18 protein-coding genes are annotated in these 18,264 nt (G+C 71.3%); 7 read left to right on the top strand and 11 right to left on the bottom strand.

Going from position 1 to position 18,264, the window contains the following annotated elements; translation table 11 throughout:
• Positions 1–13: 13 nt before the first annotated feature.
• Together ACZ7NC_RS17755 and ACZ7NC_RS17750 are read left to right on the top strand one after the other, a co-directional pair.
• Positions 14–508: an FBP domain-containing protein gene (locus ACZ7NC_RS17755; RefSeq protein ID WP_471489227.1), complete on the top strand. Its 495-nt coding sequence runs from the start codon at positions 14–16 to the stop codon at positions 506–508.
• Entirely contained in the window at positions 501–1,586 is a 1,086-nt protein-coding gene (locus tag ACZ7NC_RS17750; RefSeq protein ID WP_471489225.1) for an ABC transporter substrate-binding protein, read from the top strand. The genes ACZ7NC_RS17755 and ACZ7NC_RS17750 overlap by 8 nt, the downstream gene beginning before the upstream one ends.
• A 15-nt stretch (positions 1,587–1,601) precedes the next feature.
• On the opposite strand, the gene ACZ7NC_RS17745 is transcribed toward ACZ7NC_RS17750, so the two are convergent.
• On the bottom strand, positions 1,602–2,945 hold the full coding sequence (locus ACZ7NC_RS17745; RefSeq protein ID WP_471489223.1) for an erythromycin esterase family protein: 1,344 nt from the start codon (positions 2,943–2,945) through the stop codon (positions 1,602–1,604).
• Positions 2,946–3,205: 260 nt separating this feature from the next.
• Here ACZ7NC_RS17745 and ACZ7NC_RS17740 point away from each other — a divergent pair, with 260 nt between their 5' ends.
• From ACZ7NC_RS17740 to ACZ7NC_RS17730, 3 genes are all read left to right on the top strand, one after another.
• Positions 3,206–4,459, top strand: coding sequence for an FUSC family protein (locus tag ACZ7NC_RS17740; protein WP_471489221.1), 1,254 nt, complete (start codon positions 3,206–3,208; stop codon positions 4,457–4,459).
• A gap of 45 nt (positions 4,460–4,504) precedes the next feature.
• Positions 4,505–5,563, top strand: coding sequence for a hypothetical protein (locus ACZ7NC_RS17735; protein WP_471489220.1), 1,059 nt, complete (start codon positions 4,505–4,507; stop codon positions 5,561–5,563).
• A gap of 136 nt (positions 5,564–5,699) precedes the next feature.
• Positions 5,700–6,920 (top strand): lactonase family protein, encoded by a 1,221-nt coding sequence (locus ACZ7NC_RS17730; RefSeq protein ID WP_471489218.1) that lies wholly within the window; start codon positions 5,700–5,702, stop codon positions 6,918–6,920.
• On the opposite strand, the gene ACZ7NC_RS17725 is transcribed toward ACZ7NC_RS17730, so the two are convergent.
• Both ACZ7NC_RS17725 and ACZ7NC_RS17720 read right to left on the bottom strand, forming a co-directional pair.
• The gene (locus tag ACZ7NC_RS17725) at positions 6,888–7,613 is read right to left on the bottom strand and encodes a DUF2470 domain-containing protein (RefSeq protein WP_471489216.1); all 726 of its coding nucleotides are present in this window, start codon (positions 7,611–7,613) and stop codon (positions 6,888–6,890) included. The two genes, ACZ7NC_RS17730 and ACZ7NC_RS17725, sit on opposite strands and share 33 nt — an antisense overlap.
• Before the next feature lie 104 nt (positions 7,614–7,717).
• Positions 7,718–8,326, bottom strand: a complete 609-nt coding sequence (locus ACZ7NC_RS17720; RefSeq protein ID WP_471489214.1) for a TetR/AcrR family transcriptional regulator — start codon at positions 8,324–8,326, stop codon at positions 7,718–7,720.
• Positions 8,327–8,434: 108 nt separating this feature from the next.
• Here ACZ7NC_RS17720 and ACZ7NC_RS17715 point away from each other — a divergent pair, with 108 nt between their 5' ends.
• Positions 8,435–9,943, top strand: a complete 1,509-nt coding sequence (locus tag ACZ7NC_RS17715; RefSeq protein WP_471489212.1) for a cytochrome P450 — start codon at positions 8,435–8,437, stop codon at positions 9,941–9,943.
• Here ACZ7NC_RS17715 and ACZ7NC_RS17710 read toward each other — a convergent pair.
• A complete protein-coding gene (locus ACZ7NC_RS17710) occupies positions 9,905–10,735 on the bottom strand; it encodes a pentapeptide repeat-containing protein (RefSeq protein WP_471489210.1) in 831 nt (276 codons plus the stop codon). The genes ACZ7NC_RS17715 and ACZ7NC_RS17710 overlap by 39 nt on opposite strands.
• Positions 10,736–10,895: 160 nt before the next feature.
• Between ACZ7NC_RS17710 and ACZ7NC_RS17705 the strand changes: the two genes are divergently transcribed.
• Positions 10,896–11,096 (top strand): DUF5999 family protein, encoded by a 201-nt coding sequence (locus ACZ7NC_RS17705; RefSeq protein ID WP_471489209.1) that lies wholly within the window; start codon positions 10,896–10,898, stop codon positions 11,094–11,096.
• Position 11,097: 1 nt separating this feature from the next.
• On the opposite strand, the gene ACZ7NC_RS17700 is transcribed toward ACZ7NC_RS17705, so the two are convergent.
• From ACZ7NC_RS17700 to rhaS, 7 genes are all read right to left on the bottom strand, one after another.
• Positions 11,098–11,994, bottom strand: coding sequence for a sigma-70 family RNA polymerase sigma factor (locus tag ACZ7NC_RS17700; RefSeq protein ID WP_471489207.1), 897 nt, complete (start codon positions 11,992–11,994; stop codon positions 11,098–11,100).
• Between the two features lie 30 nt (positions 11,995–12,024).
• A complete protein-coding gene (locus ACZ7NC_RS17695; protein WP_471489205.1) occupies positions 12,025–12,768 on the bottom strand; it encodes a PIG-L deacetylase family protein in 744 nt (247 codons plus the stop codon).
• A gap of 28 nt (positions 12,769–12,796) precedes the next feature.
• A complete protein-coding gene (locus ACZ7NC_RS17690) occupies positions 12,797–14,098 on the bottom strand; it encodes an alpha/beta fold hydrolase (protein ID WP_471489203.1) in 1,302 nt (433 codons plus the stop codon).
• Between the two features lie 101 nt (positions 14,099–14,199).
• Entirely contained in the window at positions 14,200–15,225 is a 1,026-nt protein-coding gene (locus tag ACZ7NC_RS17685) for a LacI family DNA-binding transcriptional regulator (protein WP_471489202.1), read from the bottom strand.
• Between the two features lie 84 nt (positions 15,226–15,309).
• Positions 15,310–16,740 carry a BNR repeat-containing protein gene (locus ACZ7NC_RS17680; RefSeq protein ID WP_471489200.1) on the bottom strand — a complete coding sequence of 477 codons (1,431 nt, stop codon included), beginning with the start codon at positions 16,738–16,740 and terminating at the stop codon, positions 15,310–15,312.
• Positions 16,741–16,774: 34 nt separating this feature from the next.
• Complete coding sequence (locus ACZ7NC_RS17675; protein ID WP_471489199.1) at positions 16,775–17,095, bottom strand: L-rhamnose mutarotase; 321 nt, start codon at positions 17,093–17,095, stop codon at positions 16,775–16,777.
• 17 nt (positions 17,096–17,112) lie between these two features.
• On the bottom strand, positions 17,113–18,192 hold the full coding sequence (rhaS, locus tag ACZ7NC_RS17670; protein ID WP_471489197.1) for a rhamnose ABC transporter substrate-binding protein: 1,080 nt from the start codon (positions 18,190–18,192) through the stop codon (positions 17,113–17,115).
• Between the last annotated feature and the right edge of the window lie 72 nt (positions 18,193–18,264).

The raw sequence follows: 18,264 nt of genomic DNA, 5'->3' as shown, positions 1-18,264 counted from the left end.
CAGGAGACTCCCCATGAGGTCACTCACCGAGCAGGACATCCGCAACTCATTTATCAACTGCTCGAAAGGCGAGGCCAAGCGCGTCTCCCTCCCCCGCGATCTCGACGAACGCCCTTGGGAGGACCTGGACTTCCTGGGCTGGCGGGATCCCGGGGCGCCCGATCGCAGCTATCTGGTGACCGAGCGGGAGGGACGCCCGGTGGGCCTCAGCCTCCGCTTCCCGTCCTCGCGGCGCGGATTCCTGCACCGCAGCATGTGCTCCCTGTGTCTGACGACCCATCCGGGCGGCGGTGTCTCCCTGATGACCGCCCGCAAGGCGGGCCCGGCGGGGCGTGAGGGCAACTCGGTCGGTCTGTACATGTGCACCGACCTGGCGTGTTCGCTCTACGTCCGGGGCAAGAAGGTCCCGGAGTCGGGCGGCCGCTTCGAGGAGAGCCTCACCCTGGCGGAGCAGATCGCCCGGACCACGGGCAATCTGTCCGCCTTCCTCGACAAGCTCTATGCCTGACGGGGACAAGTCGCCCGTCCGCCTGGGCGCTCTCGTCCCGCTGATGCGGCCCGGCTGGGTCGAGGCGGGTCGACACCTGCTCGCGGGACTCGAGCTGGCCGTTCGCGAGGTCAATGACGCCGGTGGGATCGACGGCAGACCACTGGAGCTGGTGGTCCGGGACACCGCGGCCGATCCGGAGCGGGCCGCGGCGGCCGTGGAAGAACTGGCCGGCCTGGGCGTGGCCGCCGTAGCGGGCGAGTACCACAGCGTCGTCGCCCGCGCCGCCGCTGCCCGGGCCGACGCCCTCGGCGTGCCGTTCCTCTGCTCGTCCGCCGTGCTCGACGCGCTCACCGAGGAGCCGACGGAGTGGGTCGCGCGCCTGCCCCCGGCCCAGTCCCACGGCTGGCGGATCTACGCCGACTTCCTCCTCGGCGCGGACCGCCGTCGGATCGCCGTGGCAACCCAGCCGAGCGTCTACTGGGCGACCGGGACCCGCGTCCTGCGGGAGCACCTCGCTGCCCGCGGCGGCACCGTCGTAGAACTCGACACGAACGCACTCAACCCCGAGGCCCTCTGCGACGCGCTCGTCGATCACGGCGCTACGGCACTCCTGCTGCTGGTCGGCCATCCGAAGCCGGCGGTCCCGCTCGTCAGGGCCGTCCGGGGAGACCGGCGGCTCGCGGACGTCCTGATCGGCGCTCCGGCCGGACAGCCGGAGTTCGCCGAGTGGGCCGCGATGCTGGGCGACGACGGCGCCGGGATCCCGTTCCTGCGCTACCTGCCCGAGCGCCTCGGTCCGCTCGGCGAACGCGTCGGAAAGGAGCTCCGCGAGCGCCTGGGCGAGGCGCCCTCTTTCGTCGCGTTCGAGGGCTGGGACACCGTCGCCGTCCTCGCCGAGGTGCTGCGTTCCCACGGCACCGACCGGGCGGCCATCGCCGGGTCATGGCCGCGGGTGGCGGTCGAGGGGACCCGCGGGCCGATCCGGTTCTCCCGCACGCCGGGCATCAGCGTTCGGCAATGGGCCTGGCCGCCGGTCCAAGTCGTCGACCGGGACCCGGCGGAGCCCGATCGCTTCCGGATCCTGCACGCCGGCTGAGAAGGCACCCGGGTCCTACTGCGGCCGGTCGTCCCGCAGCCGGGCCGCCTCCACCCGGTGCAGATGGATCAGGATGTCGTGGCTACGGGCGAGTGCGATGTCGTGCGGGCCGTCCGGGTAGGCCGTGCCGATGCTGCGCGTCGGCCGGGCCCGGCGCAGCCAGTCCCGGGCCGGCGCCCCGACGGACCGCATGTCGAGCACGTAGTCGTGGTGGCGCACCCGGTCCAGGGTCCGCTCGTTGCTGTCCGGACCCGCCGGTCCCAGTGTCCAGCGGCGGACCGTGTCGTCGTCCCAGCCGGTGGCGTTGAAGGAGCCGTGGTCGAACGTCAGGCCGACGCTCACATAGCCCGCGCCGAGGCTCTCGCGCAGGAACGCGCCCTGCACCTTCGGGTTATGGGCGGGCTCCTCCGGCACATAGCCGACGTGGTTGTTGTGGGCCGACAGCAGCACCTTGGTGTCGGTGTGCTTCTGCCACCACACCACGTTGGCCGCCATCGCCCCGTCGCGATAGCGCATGGCGGCGGCGATCTGGGCGGGGTCCTCGACGTCGAAGGCGTACTGCCGGGCTGTCCGGTCGATGACCGTCGCCTGCTGGATCGCCCAGTCGTGCGCCGCGCGGTGGGCACCGGGGTCCGTCCGACGGAGCAGCCGTAGCGCCTCACCCGTACGGGCCGCCCGCCCTTTTCGTTCCGTGTACGGCAGCGCGAGGTACCGCTCTATGTACGCCCCGGTCTGCACGGTGGGCCGCAGCCCGCGATAGAGCTCGGCGAGCCGGGCGCTGAGCTCGAGGTGCGCGTCGGCCGCGTGGTCCTCGACGGCGTCGTACAACTCGGGTCCGGTCCAGGCGATGTCGTCGCCGATGAAGCGCACGGGGTCCCCGGGGTGGCGGATGTTGTACGCCCGCATCCACTCGACGAGGCGGAGGTAGTCCGTGTTGTTCCACCACAGGTAGTCCCGCTGGAACTCCTCGCGCATGATGCGCCGGGGGTCCCCCTTGCCGTACCGCACATAGGCGTCGAGGCGCAGGCCGGTGCTCCAGGGGGCCTCCAGGGCGAAGGTGCGGAAGCCCTTCTCCTCCACGAGATGGCGCAGGACGCGGTCCTTGAGGGCGAAGAAGTCGTGGGAGCTGTGGGTGGCCTCCCCCAGGCCGACCACACGAGCGGTGCCGATCATCCGGTCCAGCGAGCGCAGGTCACCGGTGTCGCCGCCCGGTTCGACGGTGCGCAGTCGGCGGGCCGCGCGATCCAGCGCGTCGATCACCGGGGTGGGGGTGGATGCCGCCGTGGCCGGGATGCCGGTCGTCAGGGCGGCGAGGATGATGAACAGGGTCAGCAGTAATCCGGTCCGATGCCGATTCATGATCCAAGGCTTGCGCTCCGGGCGGGCGGGGACCATCCGGCGGTCCTCCGTTCCCGGGTGCGGACAACCACGGGGTGAGGGCGGGGGTTCTCCTCAGCGCCGGACCCGGTCGGCAGGCCCGTCTCGCTCGGGTGTCGACGATCACCAGCGCAGCCCCTTGCCGTACCGTGGCCGCGGCGATCAATCTGGGGTTCCTTGCGGACCGTTACGTTCCGCAAGCGCTGCGCGGGAAGCAACGGTGGAAAGGGAACAGCCCGAGGATGCGAGAGGGACGTGAGGGGACACCGGCCCGGGAGCGGCTGACGAAGCTGAGCCGGGACCCGGTGGTGGTCCAGACGCTGCGGTCGGCGGCCGCGGCGACGATCGCGTATGTCATCGCGCTGCGCCTCAGCCCGGAGGCCGCACCGCTGACCGCGCCCCTGACCGCGCTGCTGGTCGTCCAGGTCACCTTCTACGCCACTCTCACCAACGGCATCCGCCGGGTGAACTCCGTGGTGGCCGGCGTGCTGGTGGCCATCGCCTTCAGCCTCCTGGTCGGTCTGACCTGGTGGAGCCTTGCCCTGCTGATCGTGGCCGCGCTGGGGGTCGGGCATCTCGTGCGTGTGAACGAGTACGTTCCCGAGGTGGCGATCAGCGCGATGCTGGTCCTCGGGGTCACGACCGTCGGGGACACGGCGTGGGCGCGGATCCTGGAGACACTGATCGGCGCGGTGGTGGGGCTCGGCTTCAACCTGCTGCTCGCGCCGCCGGTGTGGGTGGACGAGGCCGGTGAGTCGATGGAGGACCTGGCCCGTCGGCTGCGGCAGTTGATGCTGCGCATCGGTGAGGAGGCCGCAGGCCGCCAGCCGGTCGAGCAGGCGGCGGCCCGGCTGCACGAGGCGCGCCGGCTGGACCACGACATCGTGGAGGTGGACGCGGCGCTCAGACAGGCCGAGGACAGCCTGCGGCTCAATCCGCGCGTGCGCGACAGCCTGCTGCACCGCGTGGTGCTGCGCACCGGACTGGACACGCTGGAGATCTGCACGGTGGTCCTGCGGGTGCTCGCGCGCACCCTCACCGACCTCACGAAGGAGCGGGAGCCCGAGCCGCTGTTCGCGAAGGAGACGGGCGCCGTCCTGGAGCAGCAGCTGTCGGAGATCGCCGACGCGGTGGTCAGCTTCTCGGTGCTGGTCACCACCCATGTCAGCAGCAACGCCGATGCCGCGGAGACCCGGCTGTCGGCGGAGCTGCGCACGGCGGCGGGCACCCGCGACAAGCTCGCCCTGCTGCTGCGCGAGGAGGCAGAGCGCGAGAGCCGGCACTGGCAGCTGTTCGGCGCGGTCCTGACCGAGGTGAACCGCATCATCGACGAGCTCGACACCGAGCACCGCTCGCGGCGGCTGCTGGAGGAGCTGGACCGGGTGTCGCAGGAGCAGCGCGTGCGGATGCCGGGGCTGACCAGGCTGCGCGAACGCATGGGCGTCCAGGAGCAGCTGTGGCGGAACCGTACGGGGATGGGCGAGCGTTCTCGATAGGGGACGCCGGGTCGGGGCCGGCGCCGGACGCGAGGGAGCGGGCCGATGACCGACACGACCGTACGGATCGACGGAAACACCCTGCGGCTGCCGGGTGGAGTGGCGGTGCGGTTCATCCGTACGCTGCGGCTGCCCGAGACGGGCACGCACGCGCTGCCGCCGGGGCTCGGCGAGTTCCCGGTCCGGCGGGTGGCGGACTACGCGGACACGGTGCCGGAGGCGTGGCGGGCGCGCGGCGGTGTGATGCTGCCGGTCTACCTGCGCGAGGCGATGTGGCTGAGCTTCGGGGGTACGACGGAGCCGGCCGCCTTGCAGGTGGGCGTCGGCAAGGTGTGCGCGGTGTCGGGGAAGCCGTGGAGCGACCGGCTGTCGCGCAGGCCGCAGAACTATGTCGTACTCCCCCGCCAGCCGTGGCTGGACGGCATCAACTCCGGGAAGGGCACGGTCCGCCAGTTCGTGGCGGTGCCCCTGGGGCTGGGCGCGACCGTCGAGGGTCAGGTCACCGGCGAGGAGGTCTGGGGCGGCGTACAGCTGCAGTCCTTCGCGCTGAAGGAGCCGCAGCTGGCGAAATGGCGCGAGGAGGAGCGGCGCCGGGCGGAGCGGGCGCGGGCGATGCCGCAGTTCGGCGGCTATGGCGCCGCCATGCCCATGTCGGCACCGGCGCCCCAGGGCGGGGTCCCGGCGCCGGCGGCCGCTCCGGCCGGCGGGGCGCCCAGGGCCGCCGCGGCGATGGGTCTGGGCGTCGGCGGGTCGATGCGCCAGGAGGTCTACGAGGACGACCGGCCGCTGAAGGACTGGGCCGACCGTCCCGGTGGCCGGGTCTTCGTCCATCTCGTGACGCCTCCGGAGTGGCGCCGTATCACCGGGGAGGCTCCCCCGCCGTCGCCGGTCGACCGGGCGGCGTACACGCGAGCGGGGCTGCCCTGGTTCGACTACTACGACCAGGACGCCGGGGATCTCGCCCCGACCGACACGCTTGAGTCGGTGCAGCCGGTCGGTGACTGGCTCGGCGACGACCACGAGCCCTGGCAGGCACCCACGCCGGGCCAGGTCGTGCCGCTCAAGGACGCGCAGGGCAAGCCGGTGGAGGACGGCGACTGGTAGACGGCGCGAAGCAGCCCACTATTGCAGAGGATGCAACAGGTGTTGCTGTTCTTGCGTTTGAGTTCTTGCGTTTGACGGGTGATCCACGCGAAGGTTGCTGTCGCGACCACGACGACCGACGACCTGAGGTGTGGACATGGGCAGTGGTGGGCTGAGCAGGCGCCGATTCGTCGGGACCCTCGCGGGATCGGCCGCCGGTGCGACACTTCCGGCGGCCACCGGGTGCGACGACGCGCCCGCCCCCGCGGACACGGCCGACACGGCGACCTCCGAGGCCACCGGCCCCGAGTCCCGTCCCAGCGCCCAGGCCGAGAGCCGTGCGCCGTCCGGCCCGCGCCCTCTCTACCTCGGCACCTACACCTCGGTCGAGGGCGGCGGCCAGGGCATCGGCCTCGCCACGTACGACCCGGCCTCGGGCGCGATCACCGGCGCCGGAACCATCACGGACGTCGTCGACCCGTCGTATCTGGCGCTGCATCCGAGCGGCCGGACGCTGTACGCGGTCGACGAGCGCGAGGACGGCGCCGTGACCGCCGTGCGCCTCGCCGACCGCAGGGTTCTGGGGAGCCGCGGCACCGGTGGGGCGGCGCCCTGCCATCTGTCGGTGCATCACAGCGGGCGCTGGCTGCTGAGCGCCAACTACGGCACGGGCAGTGTGGCCGTGCATCCGATCGACGCCTCGGGCATGCTCGGCGAGCGCACCGACCTGGTCACGCACTCCAGTCCGGCGCCCGGTCCGGGTCAGGAGGGCCCGCACGCCCATCAGATCATCACCAGTCCCGACGGCCGCCATGTCCTCGCCGTCGACCTGGGCACGGACACCGTGTACACCTACCGCCTCGACCAGAAGGGCGGCACGCTCACCGAGGTCGCGCGAGCGCAGACGAAGCCGGGCGCGGGCCCGCGTCATCTCACCTTCCACCCGGGCGGCCGGTACGCGTATCTGGCCAACGAGGTCGACAACAGCGTCGCGGTCTGCGCCTACGACCCCGGCTCGGGCCGGCTGACCATCGGCGCGGAGCAGGACACGGGCACGGGCTCGGGCACCAGCTATCCGGCGCAGATCGTGGTGACGCCGAACGGCCGTTACGCCTATCTGGCCAACCGGGGCCACAACAGCCTCGCACGCTACGCGGTGGAGGCGAAGGGCGCCCGGCTGAGTCTGCTCGACACGGTGCCGGTGACCGGGGACTTCCCCCGGCAGATCGCCCTCTCGCCGGACGGGGCGCTGCTGTTCGCGGCCAACCAGCGGTCGAGCACCGTCAGCGTCTTCCATGTCGACGACAGCAGCGGTGAACTGCGGCTCGCGGGCGAGCCGTTCGCGTCACCCGTCGCCGTCTGTGCGCTGCCGCTGTAGGGCGCGCGGGCAGGAGGCGGCACTGGCCTGGGCGAGCAGGATGTGCATGCGCTCGGTGAGCTGTGCGACGTCGTCGGCGGGCCGGTGGAACGGCAGTCGTACGTCGCCGTGGGAGCGGGCGCGCTCGATGCGCAGCGTGAGTCCGTGCCGGTCGACGGCGAGGGGCTGGACGCGCACGGCGCCGTGCAGGCTGTCGGAGTCGACGAGGCGGGTGAGCCGCTCGACGGCGTCCGGGTGGCAGTCGGCGAGGTGGGTGAGCAGCCGGGCCTCGGCGGTGGCCAGCGGGTCGGGCGCGGCGTCGGCGAACTCGTCGAGGTCGACGACGACGGCACCGGACGACTGCCGCAGCACCACCCGCGTGGGCTGGAAGGCGAGTTTGCCCTCCTGCGGGGTGAACCAGCCGGACAGCCACAGCCGGGTGCGGATCCGCTTGCGTACGGGAACGGGAGCGACATCGGCGAACTCCAGGACGGCGGAGGGCTCGCCACGCGGTGCGCAGATCGCCGCCGTGACAAGCACACTGTCCTCCGGCACCTCCAGCAGGACACGACCGTCCTCGGTCACGGTGTGCGCGCCCACGAGCTCCTCGCGGCAGCTCTCCGCGGTCACCCCGCAGGACCATGCGCCGGCGAGCACCGACCGGGCTCGTTCCGCCGCGGAAGGCGCGGCCGTCCAGGCTTCGCTGTCACCCATCCCAAACCTCCTTAGGTAAGCCTTGCCTAACCTATCGAAGATCGGGCTGCACGCCAACCAGCCCGGCCGACACCATGCGATCTCTTTGCGGAGGCTCAGGGTGCTCAGGGTGCGATGACGCCCAGGAGGGCGCGGGCGCACAGGTCGCGCACCTGCTCCCGGGAGAGGTCCGCGCCCCTCAGCCACTCCAGACAGACGGCGGTGGTGAACGCCAGCCAGCCACGTACGGCGAGCCGGACGTCCGGCCGCTCCTCGAAGGCCGGCCCGAACTCGGGGTCCGCCGCCATCGCCGCCAGGATCTGCTTCTCCTGTGCGGCCAGGGCCCGTTGATAGACCTTGCGCACGGCTTGGTCGCCGGCGGCGTCGGCGCGATGGAAGGCGCGATAGCCGTGGGCATGGGCGTGGACGTACTCAAGGAAGGCGTCGAGCCCCGCGGGGAGCTGCTCGCGCACCGGAAGCCCGGGCACCGCGGCCGTCATCCGCAGCATGCGCTCGCTCTCCCGCTCGACCACGGCCGCGAAGAAGTCCCGCTTGGTCGGGAAGTAGTGGTAGAGCAGCCCGCGCGAGACACCGGCGATCTCGGCGACCTGCTCGATCCACACATCGTCGTACGGACTCTCCGAGAACAGCCGCGCCCCGACCGCGAGGAGCTGCTCACGACGCTCCTCGGTGCTGAGCCGACGGCGTGTGCGCCCACCCTGTTTCGCGGCCATGCCCGCACTTTACTTGACGTGAGTTCAACAGCCGGACCAGACTGAACCGCGTTATTGAACTCACGTACAACGAGCTCAACCTGCCGCTGGTGCAAGGGAGATCGCGTCATGGTGGAGACGATGACCGGGACCGGACTGCCCAAGGGCTTCCGCAGCGCCGAGCAGGGCTGGCCGGAGCTGTTCCGCATACCTCATCCCCCGCACCGGCTCCCGCTGCTCGGCGATGTGCTGGGCGCGAGCAGGCGCACACCGCTGCAGGACTCCCTGCGGTTCGCCCGGGAGCTGGGGCCGATCTTCCGGCGCCGGGCGTTCAACAAGGAGTTCGTGTTCGTGTGGGGCGCCGGACTCGCGGCCGACATGGCGGACGAGTCCCGATTCGCCAAGCATGTCGGGCTCGGCATCGCCAATCTGCGGCCGGTCGTCGGGGACGGGCTGTTCACGGCGTACAACCACGAGCCGAACTGGCAGTTGGCGCACGACGTACTCGCCCCGGGGTTCAGCCGTGAGGCCATGGCGGGCTATCACCCGATGATGCTGGCCGTGGCCGACCGGCTCATGGACCACTGGGACCGTGCGCTGGCGGCGGGACGGGCTGTGGACGTGCCCGGTGACATGACCAAGCTGACCCTGGAGACCATCGCGCGCACCGGGTTCGGGCATGACTTCGGCTCCTTCGAGCGGGCCCGGCCGCATCCCTTCGTATCGGCGATGGTCGGCACGCTCACCTACGCGCAGCGCCTCAACACCGTGCCGGCGCCGTTTCTGCTCCGGCGTGCCGCGCGCCGCAACCAGGCCGACATCGCCCACCTCGACCGCACGGTCGACGACCTGGTCCGGGCCCGTACGGCGAACGGGCCCGGGGACGGCGACCTGCTGGACCGGATGCTGGAGACGGCCCATCCCGAGACGGGCGAGCGGCTGTCCGCGCAGAACGTCCGCCGACAGGTGATCACCTTCCTGGTGGCCGGCCATGAGACCACCTCGGGCGCGCTCTCCTTCGCCCTGCACTACCTCTCGCGCCACCCGGACGTCGCGGCTCGCGCCCGCGCCGAGGTGGACCAGGTCTGGGGCGGCACCGCGACGCCCGGCTACGACCAGGTGGCGCGGCTGCGCTATGTACGCCGCGTGCTCGACGAGTCGCTGCGGCTGTGGCCGACGGCGCCCGCCTTCGCCCGGGAGGCCCGCGAGGACACCGTGCTGGGCGGGGCCCATCCGATGCGGCGGGGCGCCTGGGCGCTGGTGCTCGCGGCGATGCTGCACCGTGATCCCGAGGTGTGGGGCGCGGACGCCGAGCGGTTCGACCCGGACCGCTTCGATCCGAAGGCCGTACGGACGCGTGCGCCGCACACCTTCAAGCCGTTCGGGACGGGGGCGCGGGCGTGCATCGGGCGCCAGTTCGCGCTGCACGAGGCCACGCTGGTGCTGGGGCTGCTGCTGCGCCGGTACGAGTTCCGGAGCGACCCCGCCTATCGGCTGCGGGTGACGGAGCGGCTGACGCTGATGCCGGAGGGGCTGCGGCTGCGTCTGGAGCGGCGCTCCCCCGTCGCCACGCCGGGATCCGTCGCGGAGGAGCCGTCCTCAGAGGTCCGCTGTCCAGTGCGCGGGGCGGCCGACTGAGGCGGGCAGCCGGGTGCCCGCGCTGCCCCGGGCAGCGTTCAGCTGCGGCTGGGTCAGGAAGAAGGCGCCGGTCAGATCGGCGTCCGTGAGGTCGGTGTCGCGCAGGTCGGCGCCGATGAGGTCCGCCCCGCGCAGGTCGGCTCCGGTCAGGTCGGCGGCGATCAGATAGGCGCCCCGCAGGTTCGCGCCGCGCAGGTCGGCTCCCCTGAGCCGGGCGCCCATCAGATCCGCGCCGCGGCGGTCCTTCTTGCGTCCGCGTACGCCCGCACGGGCGAGCTCACTGGTCTTCAGCAGCAGGACGTTGACCTCCTGCCGGTGAGCGGCCACGTCCAGCGCGGCCAGTTCCTCCGGGGTCCGGCGGGTGATCGCCTCGGTCCTCTCCAGCAGCTCGCGCAGATCGGCGTGGACGGGACGGGCGGCGGGCAGGGTGAGCGCCTCGGTCAGGTACCAGAGCAGTTCGTGGAGGCGGCGGACGACCGGGAAGACGTCGAACATCTGCCGGGCCTGCTCCCGGGGGCCCGTGCGCCAGTCCTTCCCGGCGAAGGTGACCTGCGAGACCTTCTGCCCGGCGCCGAAGCAGTCGTAGACCGTGCAGCCGGCGAGGCCGCTCTGCCGGAGCCGGGCGTGGATGCCGCAGCGGTGGTCGTCCTGGAGGTTGCGGCAGGGCGTCCCGGCGTCCTTGTCGAACGCGAAGTCCGCCGAGGCGGTGAAGGGCAGCGCGACACAGCACAGCCCGAAGCAGTTCGCGCAGTCTCCGCGCAGGTCGGTGAGACGGCCGGGGTGATCTTGCATGTCATAAGCCTAATGTCCGCCCCGGGGACAGAACTCACCGATGGGTTTCCGGCGCTGTGGGCGTCGTCTCATACAACGGAAAACAAGCTGCGCTACCACTGGGATACGAGCCGGCGAAAGCTGGAGCGCCACCGCATCGAGGAATCCGAGGAGAGACGTCATGTGCAGCCACCAGCCCCCGTGCCCCGCCGCCGACAGCCCGGACCACCGCGACGCCGTGATCGTCTCGGCCCACCCCGAACAGGGCTGGACCCTGCTGTGCAACGGCACCATCGTCTTCGACGACACCGGTGAGCTCCTGCCCGACGGACGGGTGGTCGGCCCGCACCGCACGGTCGGCGCGCTGGTCGTGGCCGCCTGACTCAGCCGTCGAGGTCCGGCAGATCGAGGCCGGCCAGCCGCTCGGCGTCGGCCAGGATGTACATCTCGGTGATCCGGCCGTCCACGATGGTGACGCCCATGACCGACTGCGGCCGCCCGTCGGGGGCGTTGAGCACCCCGACCGTGCCGTTGACGAACACGAGCTGCATGTACTGCGCGAACTGCCGGAACAGCATCGCCTGTTCGGCCACCGGCTTCGCGCCCCGCACGACCTTGGACGCCGCCACACCGCCGACCAGCGGTCCGGAGTCGACCCGCAGCGTGATGCCGGGGTCGAGGACCGCGAGCAGCGCCTCGAAGTCCCCCGCGCGGGCGGCGGCCATGAACGCGTCCAGCACTTGCCGCTGTCTGCCGAGCTCCGGCTCGGTCGACGGCGTGGCGCCCTTCACCCGGCGCCGGGCACGGCTGGCGAGCTGCCGGGTGGCGGCCGAGGAGCGCTCCACGATCGGCGCGATGTCGTCGAACGGCACCGCGAACATGTCGTGCAGCACGAACGCGATCCGCTCGGCGGGCTCCAGCGTCTCCAGCACCACCAGCAGGGCCAGGCCCACCGAGTCGGCCTGGAGCACCTCCTGTTCCGGGTCGATCTGCGACAGGGGCCGGATCACGGGGTCGGGGACGAAGGTGTCGTCGAGCGGCTCCTCGTGGCGCCGGGTCCGCGAGCGGAGCATGTCCAGGCAGACCCGGCCGACGACGGTGGTCAGCCAGCCGCCGAGGTTGTCGATGTCGTCCGCGTCGGTCCGGCTCAGCTTGAGCCAGGTCTCCTGGACGGCGTCCTCCGCCTCGGCCAGTGAGCCGAGCATGCGGTAGGCGACCGCCTTGAGACGGCCGCGGTGCTCCTCGAAGCGGTCCGCCAGCAGTTCCGTGTCCTTCACCATGCCCCGTCTTTCTCCGTCAGCCGCTCGGGACTACCTGCTGAACAGCTCGAACGCCACGGCCGGCCTCCCGCCGAACCGCTCCCCCGTCGTCTCGGCGTTCGCCGTGAGGAAGCCACGGACGTACGTCTCCGGGTCCTCGTCCGTCAACACCTCGATGTAGGTGCGGTGTTCGAGCAGCGAGTGCACCGCGCGCTCCAGGCCCGGTGTCGCGTCGACCGCGTGTGTGGGTGTGCTGGAGCCGGCGACGGCGACCCAGCGGACGCCGTTCCAGGGCTCCAGGCCCTGCTCGGCCAGGTCCTGGAATATCCAGCGGTTGCCCGCGTCGCCGGCCGCGTCCAGCGTCGCCCTGCCGACCGCCACGTGGTCCGGGGTGTTCCAGGCGACGCCGCCCCAGGTGTCCCGGTGGTTCAGCGTGATCACCAGCTCGGGTCGGTACCGGCGGATCGCGGCGGCGATGTCGCGGCGCAGGGCGATGCCGTACTCGATCACACCGTCCTGGTGGTCGAGGAACTCCACCGCCGTCACCCCGACGACAGCGGCGCTGGCCCGCTGCTCGCGCTCGCGCAGCGGGCCGCACTGGGCGGGTTCCAGGGTGTCGATCCCGGCCTCGCCGCGGGTCGCCAGGACGTAGGAGACCTCACGGCCGGCGTCGGTCCAGGCGGCGATCGCGGCCGAGCAGCCGTACTCGAGGTCGTCCGGGTGCGCGACGACGGCGAGCGCGCGCTGCCAGTCGTCCGGCATGGGCTGGAGCTGAGTGATCGTCGGCTCGGTCATGCCCGCACACTAACCCGTGACACTGACATCACGCTTCGTCACGGGTGAGCGCGAGCAGCCGGTCCAGGACACGGGGCCCGCCGGCCCGTACGCCGTCGTGCTCGAACTCGTCGGTGACCCAGGTGCGCAGTCCGCGGATCGCGCGGGCGGTGGCGAGGGAGTGGGCCGTGTCGACGTACATGTCGTCGTGGTAGATCGCCGCCGCGACCGGCACCTCGTTGGCCGCGAGGCGCGCCGGGTCGTACAGGGGCGTCCAGTCGGTGCGGGCGGCGAGGAGTTCGGCGGTCTCCCGCAGCGGGCGCAGGGCCGGGTCGCAGTCGAACATCCAGGGGTGAATGGTCTCGCCGGTGAACAGCAGCGGCCCGTCGCCCGCCAGCGTCTTGGCCGCGTCGAACTGCGGGAACTCGGCGCGCACCCGCTCGGCGGACCAGGCGGTGGGGCGGGTGTCCTGGCCGTAGATCGCCTCGTGCACGAGGGCGTACAGCGGGTGGCTCGCGTACGACAGCAGGCCCTGGACCTCCTCCTGGAAGGCGTCCGAGAGGGCCAGGCCCTGCGGGGTGCGGACGAAGGCGTCCTCCAGCAGGTAGTGCAGGCGGTGGCTGCCCTCGCTGCCGCCGAGGACGATGCCGAGGGACTGGAAGGCCTCGGCGGTGAGGCGGTAGCCGTTCGGCAGGACCACCTCGTTCGCGAGGAGGTGGTCGGCGATCCGGCGGGCGCGCTCGACGTCCTGCGGGTAGCGGGCGTAGTGCGCGGCGACCTTGCGCTCGATGCGCGGGTAGGCCGCGCGGTAGACGTCGTCGGCGTGTGCGTCGAGGGAGGGCAGGCCACCGGTGACGACGGCGGCGGTCAGGCCCTCGGGGGCGGTGGAGAGGTAGTTGACGGTGCAGAAGCCGCCGAAGCTCTGGCCGAGGACGGTCCAGGGGGCGCCGCCGGTCACCTCGCGGCGGATCGCCTCGCAGTCGCGGACGATCGAGTCGGCGCGGAAGTGCGTCAGGTAGTCGGCCTGTGCGGCGGGACCGCCGCGCAGCGGGAGCGTCTGGCGGTTGGCGGGCGTGGAGTGCCCGGTGCCGCGCTGGTCCAGCAGCAGGACGCGGTACTCCTTGAGCGCGCGGCCGAGCCAGGCGCCCTTGCCGACGAAACGGTTCGCCCCGAAGCCGGGGCCGCCCTGGAGGTAGACCAGCCACGGCAGTTCCTGGTGCGCCTTGTCGCCGGCGACGACCTCACGGGCGTAGAGCTCGATCGTCTCCCCCGCCGGGTCGTCGTGGTCGAGGGGCACGGTGAAGTGGCGGTCGGTGAGGACGACGCCGGGCTGGCGGTAGCTGACGGTCAACAGGGCTCCCGGGACGAATGGTTTTCGGGCCGCGTCCCAGTTCAGCACATGTTCGTCCGCCGACCGAGCCCTGGGATCATGAAATCGTACTGAATCGTCGATCAGCGGGCCGAGAGGCTGGACCGCCGCACCACCAGCTCCGGCTGGAGCACGACACGCCGGTGCTCGTGCCTCTTCCCGCCGGTCTCCGCCTCCGTCTCCTCCAGCAGCATCTCCGCCGCGAGGGTGCCCATGGTGACCGCGGGCTGCCGTACGGAGGTGAGGGGGACGGCCGCGGCGGCGGCGAACTCGATGTCGTCGTAGCCGACGATCGCGAGGTCGTCGGGGACGCCGACGCCCGCGGCGTACATGGCCTGGAGGACGCCGAGGGCGAGCAGGTCGTTGGCGCAGAAGACGGCGGTGGGGCGCTCGGCGAGGCCGAGCAGGCGGGCGCCGGCGTCCCTCCCGGCGGCGACGTCGAGCCGCTCGGTCGGCAGTTCGCGCAGGTTCTCGGGGCCGAGGCCGGCCTCCTCCAGCGCGTTCAGGGCGCCGGTGCGGCGGTCGCGGACCTGGTTGAGGCCGGGCGGGCCGCTGACGTACGCGATGGAGCGGTGCCCGGCGTCCACGAGATGGCGCACGGCCAGCGCGCCGCCCGCGACGTCGTCGACGGAGACCGAGCACTCGGTGGTGCCCTCGGCGACCCGGTCGACGAGGACGAAGGGGATGTTGTGCCGGCGGAACGTCTCGATGTTGCGGCCCGTCGCGTCGGCCGGGGTCAGCAGGACGCCCCGGACCCGCTGTTCGGCGAAGAGCGACAGGTAGTCGGCCTCCTCGCTCGCGCTCTGCGCGCTGTTGCAGACCATCACGCCGAGACCGGCGTCACGCGCGGTCCGCTCGGCGCCGCGCGCCACGTCGACGAAGAAGGGGTTGCCCATGTCGAGGACGAGCAGTCCCATGATCCGGCTGCGCCCCGCGCGCAGTTGGCGCGCGGACTCGCTGCGGACATAGCCCAGCCGGTCTATCGCGGACTGCACCCGCGCCCGGGTCTCGGTCGCGACCGTGTCCGGACGGTTGATGACGTTCGAGACCGTGCCGACGGAGACTCCGGCGGCGCGGGCGACGTCCTTGATACCCACCGACTGGGTCATCGGTCAGGGACCTCCAGGAAGACTCGTACAGCGTGGGGACGGCGGGACGGAACATTACCGTCAAGCCGCCCACAACGGCTTCGATCAGGCAGGCAGGCGGAAGTTGAGGTTACGCAGCGCCGACGGAGTCGTACCGCTGGACTTCTCCTGGTACATGATCGACAGGAAGTTGTCCTGCCCGACGCGCGTCTCGTCGATCACGACCTCGCCGAAAGCCTTCAGACCGGCGGTGACGCCGTCGTACAGCATGGTCCAGTCCGTGTACCCGGAGGCCTTGGAGGCGCCGGCGATCCGGCAGAACGGGAAGATCGCGTAGGCGTTGTCGTACTTGTCGAGGATCAGCTTGGTGCGCTGGCTGGAGTTCAGCGGAACCGGGATCTCCGTCTTCTGCCAGCCGCCCGAGGAGTTCTTGCGCACATGGAAGGCGCGGCCGTTGGCGGTGCGGTCGGCGACGTAGTCGGTCGTGCACTGGCCGAATCGGCCGGGGACGTAACTGATGATCGCGTGCGGCAGGCCGGCGGAGTCGGTGAACTGGCTCTCCTGGTTCATCAGGGAGTGGTCCGGGTTCAGCGCGTCGATCACCAGGCCGCTGTCGGTGACGGCCACCTTGTCGGAGCCGCCGGTGGTGCCGACGACGGCGCCGGCGTTGTTGCGCCAGATGCGCCCGCGGTCGTCGGAGTAGACGTAGCCGGTGTCGTGGTTGGTGATGCCGCCGCCGTTGCACATCACGGCGCCGTTCTGCTCGCGCCAGGTGAAGAAGGAGTGCAGGCGGCCGTTCTTGTCGTAGTCGATGCCGTGCAGATACATGTTGCGGGCCGTCGAGGAGCCGTGCTCGCTGGTGTACGTCCCCGTGGAGCTGCTCCACTCGCCGAGGTCGGTCCAGGTCGAACCGTCGTACTCGGCCAGGGCGTTGCGGCCGTTTCCGGAGACTGCGACCCGATAGCTGAGCTGGAGCTTGCCGTCGGGGGTCGAGACGAACTGCGGGTAGGTGAACTGCGACGTGAGCGCGAGTCCGTCCAGGGTGGACCGGGGCGCGCCGAACCGGCTCGCGGTCCAGCTGAGGCCGGCGGGGTTGTCCATCAGCCCGGCGACCGACTTGACGTAGGTGAAGCCGTCGCTGTGCGAGTCCATGTTGAGGTGGAGGCGGCCGTCGACCTTGGAGACGCCCATGGAGATGACGTTGTGGGAGTCGTCGTAGCGCAGGGTGTGGCCGATCTTGACCGTGGACCAGGTGGTGGCGCCGAGGGCGCGGCGGCCGACGACGGCGCCCCGGTCGGCGGTGTACCAGACGGCGTACTGGTAGCCCTTGTAGGTCAGCAGGCCGTTCTTCTGGAAGGCGTTGTTGTTGACCAGGCCGTCGTACGACACGAAGAAGAGGGCCTGTGTGTCGAGTGTGGTGGTGCCGGTCAGGGTGAGGGACGGGCCGGGGTCGGCGGCACGGGCGGTGCCCGAGGTGAGGGCGGGGGTCATGACGGCTCCAGCGAGGGCGGCGCCCAGCAGCGTACGTCTCTTCATCTCGGGGGCTCCATGGTCGGCGCGGAGGGGCGGTTCAGGCGAGGTGGAACACTTCCGTGAGCGGTTTCATGGCCTCGTCGGGCCGGGCGCCGTCCAGTGACTCGAAGAACGGCGCCATCTCCGCCTGCCAGCGGGCGTTGACGTCGGTGGCTTCCATACCGGCCACGGCGGCCGCGAAGTCCTCGGTCTCCACATAGCCGACGAGCAGACCGTCGTCACGCAGGAAGAGCGAGTAGTTGTGCCAGCCGGTGGCCGAGAGCGCTTCGAGCATCTCGGGCCACACGGCGGCGTGCCGCTCGCGGTACTCGTCGAGGCGGTCCGCCCTGACCTTCAGCAGGAAGCACACGCGCTGCATCAACGACCCTCCGGATGTCAGAAGTTGAACTGGTCGATGTTCTTCGCGTCGAAGACGGTCGGCTTGCCGAGGCTGATCACGCCGTCCTTGCCGATCGTGTACGTGGTGTCGCCGGCCTTGAAGGTCTCGCCCTCCTTGCCGGTGATCTGACCGGAGACCAGGGCGACGGCGGCGCGGGCGGCCAGGTCGCCGAGCTTCGCCGGGTCCCACAGCTCGAACGCCTCGACGGTGCCGTTCTTGACGTACTTGCGCATGTCGTTGGGGGTGCCGAGGCCGGTCAGCTTGACCTTGCCCTTGTACTTCGAGCCCGACAGGTACTGGGCGGCGGCCTTGATCCCGACGGTGGTCGGGGAGATGATCCCCTTCAGGTTCGGGTACTCCTGGAGCAGGCCCTGGGTCTGCTGGAAGGACTTCTGGGCGTCGTCGTCGCCGTAGGCCACCTTGACGAGCTTGATGTCCTTGTACTTGGGGTCCTTGAGCTCGTCCTTCATGAAGTCGATCCAGGTGTTCTGGTTCGTCGCGGTCTGCGCGGCGGACAGGATCGCGATCTCGCCCTTGTAGTCGATCTGTTCGGCGAGCAGCTGCACCTCGGTGCGGCCGAGGTCCTCGGCGGAGGCCTGCGAGACGAAGGCGTTGCGGCAGTCGGCGGTGGTGTCGGAGTCGTAGGTGACGACCTTGATGCCGTTCTTCATGGCCTGCTTGAGCGCGGTGCACAGGGCGCCCGGGTCCTGGGCGGAGACGGCCATCGCGTCCACCTGCTGCTGGGTGAGCGTGTTGACGTAGCTGACCTGCCCGGCGGTGTCGGTCGCGCTGGACGGCCCGACCTCCTTGTAGCCGGAGCCCAGCTCCTTCAGCGCCGCCTCGCCGCCCTTGTCCGCGGAGGTGAAGTAGGGGTTGTTGACCTGCTTGGGCAGGAAGCCGACGGTCAGGCCCTTCTTCAGCTCGGCGTTCGGGTCGGCCTTGCCGGCCGTGGCGGCCGAGGCGCCCTCGTTCTTGACGTCCTCCTTGGTGGTGCCGCCGCAGGCGGTGGCCGCGAGAGCGAGGGAGGTGACGGCGGCGAGGGTCACAGAGGCACGCCGGAGGGATGACTTACGCATGACGGTTTCCTTTGAACGAGGTTGAGGGACGCGCCCCGTCAGGGGGCGGGACTGTTTCGATATGCGGCTACC

Source organism: Streptomyces sp. NPDC111802 (assembly GCF_055634335.1).
This window is presented reverse-complemented; position numbering and strand designations above follow the sequence as displayed.